Raw genomic sequence first — 9,754 nt, forward strand, 5'->3', positions numbered from 1 at the left:
CGTTACAGTTTGACGCCGCTGAAGGACATGAAGGCAAGCGCCATCAGCCCCGCGGTAATGAAGGTGATGCCCAGGCCCTGAAGCCCTTCGGGAATGTCCGAATATTTCAGCTTCTCCCGGACACCGGCCATGGCGGTGATGGCCAGGGCCCAGCCGAAGCCGGACGACACGCCATAGGTGACCGACTCAGCCAGATCGTAGTCCCGTTCCACCATGAACAGCGATCCGCCCAGGATGGCGCAGTTCACCGTGATCAGCGGCAGGAACACTCCGAGGGCGTTGTAGAGAGGCGGGAAATACTTATCGAGCACCATTTCCAGGATCTGCACCAGCGCTGCGATGACACCGATATAGGAGATCAGCCCCAGGAAGGTCAGATCGACATTGCCGAACCCGGCCCAGGCCAGCGCGCCCGGCGCCAGCAGATAGGTCAGGATCAGGTTGTTGGCCGGAACCGTGATCGCCTGCACGATCATCACCGAAATGCCAAGGCCGATGGCCGTGGAAATCTTCTTGGACACGGCGATGAAGGTGCACATGCCCAGGAAGAACGAGAGCGCGAGGTTCTCGACAAAGACCGCTTTAACGGCAAGAGAAATCAGCTGTTCCATTAATGCGCTTCCACCACCTGGATCTTGTATTCAGCTTCCTCGGCCTGTTCCGGCTTCCAGGTGCGGAAGCCCCAGATCAGAAGACCGATGATGAAGAAGGCCGATGGCGGCAGCAGCAGCAGCCCATTGGGCACATACCAGCCGCCATTGTTGACCGTGTTCAAGATGGAGATGCCGAACAGGCTGCCGGAGCCGAACAGCTCGCGGATAATCCCCACCAGCATCAGAATCAAACCATACCCCATGCCGTTGCCAATGCCGTCGACAAAGGAGGCAATCGGCGGGTTCTTCATGGCGAAGGCTTCCGCACGGCCCATGACGATGCAGTTGGTGATGATCAGGCCGACAAAAACCGACAGGGTCTTGGAGACCTCAAACGCATAGGCCTTCAGCATCTGGTCCACGATGATCACCAGCGAGGCGATGATCACCATCTGCACGATGATCCGGATCGCACCCGGGATCTGGTTGCGCAGCATGGAAATGAACATCGAGGAAAAGGCGGTCACCAGGGTCACGGCAACGGCCATCACGAAGGCCACCTTCAGCGAGGACGTCACGGCCAGCGCCGAACAGATGCCAAGAACCTGAAGGGTGATTGGGTTGTTGTCGACCAGCGGATCGATCAACATCTCTCTCTTGGTCTGCGCCATCAGATCTCTCCTGCTTTGAGTTTGGCCAGGAAGGGCCCATAACCAGCCGCGCCCATCCAGAACCGGACCATGTTGTCGACCCCGCGCGAGGTCAGCGTAGCCCCGGCCAGAGCATCGACATGATATTGCTCACCTTGAGGCGGCGCTGTTTTTGACACGGTGATCAGCAGATTGCCGTCCGGTCCTTCCAGCTTCTTGCCCCGCCACAGGGCGCGCCAGCGCGGATTGTCGACTTCCGCCCCGAGGCCCGGGGTTTCCCCTTGAGAATAGAACTGCAGGCCAAATATGTCGTTGCCGTTCGCTTCGAGGGAAATATAGCCCCACATGGTCGACCACAGGCCATAGCCATGGATCGGCAGAACCACCTTGTTCAAGCTGCCATCCGCGTTCCGAAGAAGATAGATGACAACGTATTTTGACTGGCGGCCGATGGAGGCCGGGTCGTCCGTCAAGGCAATGGAGGTCGCAGGGTCAGCTGCCGCCGTCTTTTCATCAAAGGTCGCCGGATCGAACTTGTCGGTGAAGTCGCCGGTCGCCAACTCAAGCACATGGGGCTCGAACTGGGAGAAAGCCTCGGCCACATTGGCCTGCGGGTCGTAGAGCCCGGCCACCTGCAGAATGTTGATCTGCTTGTCCCGCAACTTGTTGGCTTCCTGAAGCGGACGCAGCGACACGGCGGCCGCCGATACGATCATTGAGGCCACAAGGCACAGGGTGACAGCCACGAACACCGTTTTCGGGACGGAATCAGGCGGGAGGTCCAGGAACCGGCGCAACGCACCCTTGCTCTGGCTTTTTTCAATCTGTCCGTTGTCTTCAGCCATTGCGTTTCGTCCTGCGTTTGATGTTTGCCTGGACCACGAAATAGTCGATCAGCGGTGCAAAAACGTTACCAAACAGAATTGCCAGCATCATTCCTTCTGGGAAGGCCGGATTGATCACGCGGATCATGACTACCATGAAGCCAATCAGCGCGCCGTAAAAGTAGCGCCCGAGATTGGTATGGGAGGCCGAGACCGGCTCGGTGACCATAAAGGCCAGACCAAAGGCATACCCGCCAACCACAAGATGCCAGTACCAGGGCATCGCAAACATGGGGTTGGTGTCAGAGCCTATCAGGTTGAGCAGCGTAGAAAAGCCGATCATACCCGCCAGACAACCGACCACTAGGCGCCAGTTGGCGATCTTGGTGATCAGCAGGAAGGCCAGGCCGATCAGGCAGGCCAGGGTCGAGGTTTCGCCGATGCTGCCCTGGATCGTGCCAAGAAAGGCATCCATCCAGGTCACCCCATGGGCCGCCAGCTGCTGATAGCCGTCAGAGGCGGTGATGGACAGGGCGGTCGCCCCGGAGAACCCGTCAACCGGAGTCCAGATCGTGTCCCCGGACATTTGGGCCGGATAGGCGAAATACAGGAACGCCCTGCCCGTCAGTGCCGGGTTGAGGAAGTTCTTGCCCGTGCCGCCAAACACTTCCTTGCCAATGACAACCCCGAAGGAGATGCCAAGCGCAACCTGCCACAGCGGCGCTGAGGCCGGCAGGATCAGGGCGTAAAGCATGGAGGTGACAAGAAAGCCCTCATTTACCTCATGGCCGCGCACGGTGGAAAAGATCACTTCCCAGATCCCGCCGACCACAAGGGTCGTAATGTAGATGGGCAGGAAGTAGAGCAACCCGTGCGCGATGTTGGCGAAGGGATTGGCCGGATCAAATCCGATTCCCAGAGCCTCGATCACAGCGGCCCGCCAGCCAGACTGGCCGTGAACCGCAATGGCGGCATTGACCTGGAAGCCCACATTGTAGAGGCCGACCAGAATGCAGGGGATCGTTGCGAGGACCACGTAGGTCATGATCCGCTTCATGTCGATATAGGACCGCGCATGGGGCGCGGCGGTGGTCACCGTTTTCGGAGTGTAGAGGAAACTTTCCACCATCTCGTAGAGCGGGAAAAATTTCTCGTATTTGCCGCCCTTCTCGAAATGAGGCTCAACGCGGTCAAAGAAGCTGCGCAAACCCAAGGTCTAGCCCTCCTTTTCGATTTTGGAGAGACAGTCGCGGAGTGCGATGCCATATTCATATTTTGCAGGGCAGGCAAAACCAACCAGCCCCAGATCTTCCTCGTCAAGCTCCAGGGCGCCGAGCGCCTGTGCCTGATCCGTATCCATTACGAGCAGGGCGCGCAACAGCTGAGTGGGCAGAAAATCCTGCGGCATTAGCTGTTCAAACGTGCCGATGGGCACCATCGCCCGGCGCCCGCCATTCAAATTGGAGGTCATCGCATAGAGCTTTTTCGACAGGGCCGAGCCCAGAACCGGCTGCACCGCAAACCGCGAGGGCATTGGACGAATCCAGCCCATCGGCGTCTGTTTATGGTCTTCCTCGATCAGGGTGATCTGACGGGCATACCGGCCGAGATAGGCGCTGGGTCCCTCCCCGAGACGTCCGCTCAGGATTGACCCGGAAATCATGCGGACCGGAGCATCAGATCCCAATTCGTCCGCGCAGAGCTCTTCCATGGAGGCCCCGGCAGTGGTGCGGATCAGCCTCGGCTTGGCCGCGAGCGGACCGGCAAGCGCAATCACCCGCTCCGGATCGTATTTGCCCGTTTCCAGCAGCCGGCCAATGGCAATCACATCATGATAGCCGATGGTCCAGACCGTCTTGTCACCGCCTGGAACATCCAGGAAATGGATATGGGTACCGCTGAGACCGGCCGGATGGGGCCCGGAAAACTCGGCGCTCTCCACTCCCTCGATCCCGGCTCCGGGGACCTGCGTTCCGGCCGCATGGCACAGATAGGTCTTGCCAGCGCTCAAGGAGGCAACAGCCGCCAGCCCCTTTTCAAAGGCGGCACCGCTGTCTGCAATGATCAGGGCCGGGTCCGCAGAAAGCGGCTCGGTGTCCATGGCATTGACGAAAATAGCGGCCGGGCGGGCCGCCGGATCAGGCACTTTGGAATAGGGCCGCGTACGGAACGCGGTCCAAAGACCAGAGGCGCACAGGCGCTCTACCAACCCCTCCGCCGTTGTCACATCGCCGACGGCGGAGAAGTCCACTGGCTCGGCGGCCGACGCATCGGCTTCGATTTCCACACTGATCAGCACACGCCGTGCGCCCCGGTTGATTGCCTTGACGCGTCCCGAAACCGGCGACGTTACCATCACGTCCGGGGTGTCTTTGTGGAAAAACACAGGCGCACCAACGCCAATCGGATCGCCTTCCTGCACCACCAGCCTTGGCTTCAGGCCGACATAGTCCGCAGCCAGAACGGCCGCAGTCCGAATCCCGCCTTTATTGGTGATCTCTTGAACCGGCGCGCCCGACACGGGCAGATCAAGACCTTTTTTGAGCTTAAAGCTATGCACGCATATGGCCTCCAGACTTCATCAAGCCGCCATATGCTACGTTTTTGCTCGGGTAAAAAGTGCTAAATTGCGTGTTGCCTAAATTTTTTTGTTGAATCAGCACTCGAAAGGCAGGAAAAGCCCCCTTGACGCGCGACGATTGTCGCTTTGGACCTTTTGGAGACGGTTACCTTGCCAGCGAACATTAAATTCTCCCGGCGTAGCTTCATTCTCATGTCCCTGTCCTTGGCAGCCTGTAAGGGCGGCTCGGATCTTGTGGAACTTTCCGGTTCGACAATGGGAACGACCTATTCCGTGACTGCTCTTGATCCCGACCGGCGGATCGACGCGGCTGCCCTGAAGGCGGCGGTGGAGAAAAACCTTGCAGCCGTGAATGCCCAGATGTCCAACTGGGATGCTGGCTCTGAAGTTTCCCGCTTCAACGCCCACCGCTCCACTGAACCGATGACCGTGTCCCAATCGCTGGCGCGTGTCGTCGCAGCTGCCAAAGACATCAACCACGCCAGTGAAGGCCAGTTCGACATCACGCTGGGCCCGGTCATCGAAGCCTGGGGCTTTGGTGCCAAATCCACCGGCCATCACGGCACACCGGACCCGGCTGTTGTGGCTGCGGCCTTCAAGACGGCAGGCCGTGACGGGCTGCATGTCAGCGGCAACACGCTGCGCAAGAGCCATCCGGACACGGAAATCTACCTGCCGTCCATCGGCAAGGGCTATGGCATCGACCAGATGGCTGCAGCCGTCAAATCCTTTGGCCTGACCGACTACATGGTGGAAGTTGGCGGGGACATCTATGTGTCCGGCCACAATGCAGACGGCATGAAGTGGCAGATCGGCATCGAGACCCCCGACACCATGACCCGTCAGGCCTATCAGATTGCCAGTGTCAGCAATATGGGCATGGCCACGTCCGGCGACTACCGGAACTATTTCGAGCAGGACGGTGTGCGCTATTCGCACATCATCGATGCACATACGGGCAAGCCGATCACGCACCACACGGCGTCGGTCACGGTTCTGGCGGAAAACGCCATGCAGGCGGATGCCTGGGCAACCGCGCTGCTGGTTTTGGGCACCGAACGGGGCATGGACCTGGCGAATCAGCGCGATATGCCCGTTTTGTTCATTGATCGGCACGCCGAGGGTACCCATAAAGGGTTTGTATCCTCCGCCAGCAAGCGCTTCACGGCGCTTCAGGCCTGATCATAGGAACGGAAACCGACGTGCTGACCTTTGTTCTTGCATTCGCGCTGCTGCTCACGGTCATCGTGGGCATGGCCATCGGCGTGATTTTTTCAGGAAAGACCATCAAGGGCAGCTGCGGCGGGCTGAATGCGATTGCCGATGCGGACAAGTGCCTTGTCTGCAGCAAGGAGATCGACCCCGACAGCCCGCTGCGCGAGCGGCTTGCCTGCCCGCGGGCACGCAAGATGCTGGCAGAGATGGAAAGCTGACATCAGACCGCCGGACTTCAAGCTTTTGTGACCTGAAAAAAGGCGGTGCTGGTTCAGCCCGCCTTTTTTTCTGGACGCCCTGACACAGCGCCTCCTCAGGCCCGGCTCAATTGAGGGGCACGAAGGCCACCAACCCCAGGCACAGCGCGGCCGCAAGGCCGAACATCCACAATTGCCAGCGTGGCCCCTCGCGCACCCAGACCCGGCGGTACTGATAGCCCGCAAAGCAGGCGGCAACGAACAGGATCGTTGCAATCAACGGCGTAAGACTGACGTCTGACAATTTGGAGTGTTCCTAAAGCCGGCTTTTTTCGGTTAAGCTGGTCCTGCTTTACGTTGGGAGACAAAGCAGGGAGCCAAAAAATCATGCCCAGCTCTTATCAGGCCCCGAGCCGGAAAGACAAGATGCACGTGACCACACACAGCCAGACGCCACAAACGAACCGGTCGACGGAGGCGGCCACCGTCCGCAAGCTTCTTGAGACCAAAGGCCAGGAGGTGTTCGCACTGCGCCCGCAAAACACCCTTCACGAGGCCGTGGAACTGCTGCGCGACAAGCGCATCGGCGCCGTTCTGGTCAAGGACGCGGACGGCCGTTTGCAAGGGATTTTGTCCGAACGCGATATTGTGCGCCGCCTTGCGGAAACTCCGGGCCAGACCCTGTCGCAAAAGGTGGAAGACATCATGACGCGGGATGTGGAAGTCTGCACCCCGGACGATCCGCTTCTGTCGGTTCTGCGCAAGATGACCGACGGCCGCTTTCGCCATATGCCCGTGATCGAGGATGGCGCCCTTGCCGGAATCATCACCATTGGCGACGTGGTGAATTACCGGCTGAATGAACTGGAATACGAATCGATGAAGCTGAAACAGCTCATCGTCGGCTAGACCGGACTGCATGCCGCCAAATACGATCTGTTTTTCCTGTTGCGTTGACATCTTTGATGTCCTGCCGCGACAGGAAAATCGGGTTGACCGGGATGAACATCATCCCAGCCCACGGCTGGGCGCCTGCAGGGAATCGATTTTTGCTGGCTGAGATTTTGTCCCCTCCTGCCCTTTTTGCGGCCGGGACGTCGTGGTCCCTATCCGAACGCCCCATCTCACCTTCTTGTCGTTCCTGCGAAGGCAGGAGCCAGGTACACATGGCTGCTCACAGCCCTCCCACCAGCGCAGCCGCCGGAAGCTGCGGCAAAAAAGCATACATGAAAAGCCCATTCCCCTTGGCGTAGGCCTGAAACAAATCAAAACACCATTGAAGATATTCGCCTTTCCTGCTTTGAAGCGGAGAGAGCTGTGAGTGTTTCGAGGAGGACGATATGAGCGCGGCAGACAAGACGGCATCCGTCACCGCAGGTGGAGCCCTGTTTGGCAAGCTGAAGGCGCTCGGGGTGGACTATGTCTTTGCCAATTCCGGCACCGATTTTCCGCCGGTCATCGAAGGCCTGATCGAGGCCTCGCAAAAAGGGCTGGACCTGCCCGAACCGGTCACTGTGCCCCATGAGCATGTGGCCGTCGGCATGGCCCATGGCTATTACCAGATTTCCGGCCGCCCACAGGCGGTGATGCTGCACACCAATGTGGGACTGTCCAACGGGGCCACCGGCCTTATCAATGCCTGGTGCGACCAGATCCCCATGCTGGTCCTGTCCGGACGGACGCCGGTGATGGAGGGTGGCCGGTTTGGCGCCCGCACCGTTCCCATCGGCTGGGGGCAGGAAATGTTCGACCAGAGCGCCCTGGTGCGCGAGGTGACCAAGTGGGACTATGAGCTGCGCTTTCCCGAACAGATTGCCGGACTGCTGGACCGGGGCTGGGCCATTGCCAGTTCCACCCCGAAAGGCCCGGTCTATCTGAGCCTGCCCCGGGAGGTTCTGTGCGAGCAGACACCCGCGAACGGGCTTGGAACCCCTTCCCGGCAAACACCTGTCACAGCCGCACCCTGCCCCAAAGCCCTTGAGGACGCCGCCCGGCTTCTGGCCGGGGCCAGGAACCCGCTGGTGCTGGCACAGCGCGGCGCCGGATCGCCGGAGGCGTTTGCGGCCCTTTCAGAGGCGCTGACTGCCTGGGCCCTGCCGATTTCCCTTTATTGGGCCAATACCCCGGCCGTGCCCCTCTCCCACCCGATGCAGGTGGGTGCGGCGCCGGAAGCCCTGCTGGAAGAGGCTGATGTCATTTTGGTGGTCAACGCGCTCGCCCCCTGGTGGCCGGACAAGGTGAGGCTCCGGGACGGCGCCAAGGTGATCCAGCTGGGTCCGGACCCGCTGTTCAGCCGCACACCGGTGCGCACCTTTCCCGCTGATCTCACCCTTGCCGGGGAAACTTCGGAAACCTTGCTGGCCCTGTTCCAGGCGATGGCTCCGCTGGCCCGGGACGAGACCCTCCTGGCCGAGCGCCGCACCAAGGTCACCCACCTTTCCGCCGCCCGGCGCCGGGACGTTACCGCCCAGGCCGAGGCCGGGAATGCCAGCCCCATGAGCAAGGAGTGGGTGAGCCTGTGTTTGGGCAAGGCGATCAAGGCCCAGGCGGAAACAGGCCGCAAGGCCACGGTCTTTCACGAGCTGGGCTGCCCGCTGGAGCCGCTCGATGCGGACAGTCACAACAGCTATTTCCAGGAGCCCCATTCCGGTGGCCTCGGCTGGGGGCTGCCGGCAGCCCTCGGCGCCCAACTGGCGGACCGGGACCGGCTGGTTTTTGCCACGATGGGCGACGGCAGCTACATGTTCGCCAACCCGGCCGCCTGCCACCAGGTGGCCGAAGCGCTCGAGCTGCCGGTCATCACGCTGGTTCTGAACAATGAGGAATGGGGCGCCGTGCGCCACTCGGTCACCAACACCTATCAGGACGGCCACGCATCCCGGGCCAATGACGTGCCGCTGACCAGCCTCCGCCCGAGCCCGGACTTCACCAGAACCGCCGAGGCGAGCCGCGCCTATACCGAAACCGTCACCGACGGCCCCGCCCTCCCCGGCGCCCTCGCCCGGGCCATTCAGGTCGCCCTAAAGGAAAAACGCCAGGTTCTTTTGAACATCGCGATTGCACGGGTGTGAGAAAGGGGGAAAGGCGCTGTGTCCTGCGGACCTGACTTTCGGCCGCCAACAATCAGCTCTGGCCACCTTGCACCCGGCTTTGAACCAGAGGGATTCGACAAAAAAGAAGGGCCGCGTTCCGGCACGCAAACCATTGGTTCAGGAGGGCAAGTCAACTCTCTCTGCGGCTTAGAATCTAACCCATTTCTCCGGGCACGGCATTTGGGAAAATGGCGGGCCGAAGCCGACGAAACCGAGAACGATACCTACGCTATAGCCCTAAACACTGATTGACAAACTCGATGTCAGAGCCTCTCGCGACAGTCAAAACTATCAGAGCAGACCTCCATGCCCCGCGCGGCGAAAGTCAGGTCCGAGCCCATACCTGAAGAGGAAAACAGCTTTCTCAAAAGCAGAAAGGGTGTCAAACAAGAGCATGGTTCTTCGCGCAGCAACTTACTCCGACGCATCAAGCATCGCAGCTATCTCAATCGAGGTATGGATAGGCACCTACCTGAAGAAAGGCGTGAGTGCATTCTTTGCGGATTATGCACTAGAGTCTGTGGACATATAGGATTCACAGATCGTGTTTTTTGTGATTCAAGCTTCCTTTTGAGGAGGCTCCCATGCGCAGCGAACGTTTT

General features: G+C 60.0%; 10 protein-coding genes. 4 read left to right on the forward strand and 6 right to left on the reverse strand.

The features are described 5' to 3' along the window. Nucleotides 1-2: 2 nt before the first annotated feature. The 5 genes from nqrE to ACXAIC_RS20300 are packed head-to-tail and all read right to left on the reverse strand — an operon-like array spanning nucleotide 3 to nucleotide 4,627. The gene (nqrE, locus tag ACXAIC_RS20280; protein ID WP_475184414.1) at nucleotides 3-611 is read right to left on the reverse strand and encodes an NADH:ubiquinone reductase (Na(+)-transporting) subunit E; all 609 of its coding nucleotides are present in this window, start codon (nucleotides 609-611) and stop codon (nucleotides 3-5) included. Further along, the gene (locus ACXAIC_RS20285) at nucleotides 611-1,264 is read right to left on the reverse strand and encodes an NADH:ubiquinone reductase (Na(+)-transporting) subunit D (protein WP_475184419.1); all 654 of its coding nucleotides are present in this window, start codon (nucleotides 1,262-1,264) and stop codon (nucleotides 611-613) included. The genes nqrE and ACXAIC_RS20285 overlap by 1 nt, the downstream gene beginning before the upstream one ends. Further along, nucleotides 1,264-2,088, reverse strand: a complete 825-nt coding sequence (locus ACXAIC_RS20290) for a Na(+)-translocating NADH-quinone reductase subunit C (protein WP_475184421.1) — start codon at nucleotides 2,086-2,088, stop codon at nucleotides 1,264-1,266. Before ACXAIC_RS20290 ends, ACXAIC_RS20285 begins: the two co-directional genes overlap by 1 nt. Next, nucleotides 2,081-3,280, reverse strand: coding sequence for an NADH:ubiquinone reductase (Na(+)-transporting) subunit B (locus ACXAIC_RS20295; RefSeq protein WP_475184425.1), 1,200 nt, complete (start codon nucleotides 3,278-3,280; stop codon nucleotides 2,081-2,083). Before ACXAIC_RS20295 ends, ACXAIC_RS20290 begins: the two co-directional genes overlap by 8 nt. A gap of 3 nt (nucleotides 3,281-3,283) precedes the next feature. Next, nucleotides 3,284-4,627, reverse strand: a complete 1,344-nt coding sequence (locus ACXAIC_RS20300) for a Na(+)-translocating NADH-quinone reductase subunit A (protein WP_475184428.1) — start codon at nucleotides 4,625-4,627, stop codon at nucleotides 3,284-3,286. 171 nt (nucleotides 4,628-4,798) lie between these two features. Here ACXAIC_RS20300 and ACXAIC_RS20305 point away from each other — a divergent pair, with 171 nt between their 5' ends. Together ACXAIC_RS20305 and nqrM are read left to right on the forward strand one after the other, a co-directional pair. Further along, nucleotides 4,799-5,830 carry an FAD:protein FMN transferase gene (locus ACXAIC_RS20305; protein WP_475184431.1) on the forward strand — a complete coding sequence of 344 codons (1,032 nt, stop codon included), beginning with the start codon at nucleotides 4,799-4,801 and terminating at the stop codon, nucleotides 5,828-5,830. Nucleotides 5,831-5,850: 20 nt separating this feature from the next. Beyond that, nucleotides 5,851-6,081, forward strand: a complete 231-nt coding sequence (gene nqrM, locus ACXAIC_RS20310) for a (Na+)-NQR maturation NqrM (RefSeq protein ID WP_475184433.1) — start codon at nucleotides 5,851-5,853, stop codon at nucleotides 6,079-6,081. Nucleotides 6,082-6,187: 106 nt separating this feature from the next. On the opposite strand, the gene ACXAIC_RS20315 is transcribed toward nqrM, so the two are convergent. Beyond that, nucleotides 6,188-6,364, reverse strand: a complete 177-nt coding sequence (locus tag ACXAIC_RS20315) for a hypothetical protein (RefSeq protein WP_475184435.1) — start codon at nucleotides 6,362-6,364, stop codon at nucleotides 6,188-6,190. 83 nt (nucleotides 6,365-6,447) lie between these two features. Here ACXAIC_RS20315 and ACXAIC_RS20320 point away from each other — a divergent pair, with 83 nt between their 5' ends. Together ACXAIC_RS20320 and ACXAIC_RS20325 are read left to right on the forward strand one after the other, a co-directional pair. Continuing rightward, nucleotides 6,448-6,969 (forward strand): CBS domain-containing protein, encoded by a 522-nt coding sequence (locus ACXAIC_RS20320; protein WP_475184439.1) that lies wholly within the window; start codon nucleotides 6,448-6,450, stop codon nucleotides 6,967-6,969. A gap of 431 nt (nucleotides 6,970-7,400) precedes the next feature. After that, nucleotides 7,401-9,131, forward strand: a complete 1,731-nt coding sequence (locus ACXAIC_RS20325; protein WP_475184443.1) for a thiamine pyrophosphate-requiring protein — start codon at nucleotides 7,401-7,403, stop codon at nucleotides 9,129-9,131. Nucleotides 9,132-9,754 lie beyond the last annotated feature (623 nt).

This window comes from Roseibium sp. AWQ4_254 (assembly GCF_056161025.1).

Coding starts and splice junctions, on each gene's coding strand:
- nqrE (WP_475184414.1), bottom strand. CDS start 611: ATGGAACAGCTGATTTCTCTTGCCGTTAAAGCGGTCTTTGTCGAGAAC.
- ACXAIC_RS20285 (WP_475184419.1), bottom strand. CDS start 1,264: ATGGCGCAGACCAAGAGAGAGATGTTGATCGATCCGCTGGTCGACAAC.
- ACXAIC_RS20290 (WP_475184421.1), bottom strand. CDS start 2,088: ATGGCTGAAGACAACGGACAGATTGAAAAAAGCCAGAGCAAGGGTGCG.
- ACXAIC_RS20320 (WP_475184439.1), top strand. CDS start 6,448: ATGCCCAGCTCTTATCAGGCCCCGAGCCGGAAAGACAAGATGCACGTG.
- ACXAIC_RS20325 (WP_475184443.1), top strand. CDS start 7,401: ATGAGCGCGGCAGACAAGACGGCATCCGTCACCGCAGGTGGAGCCCTG.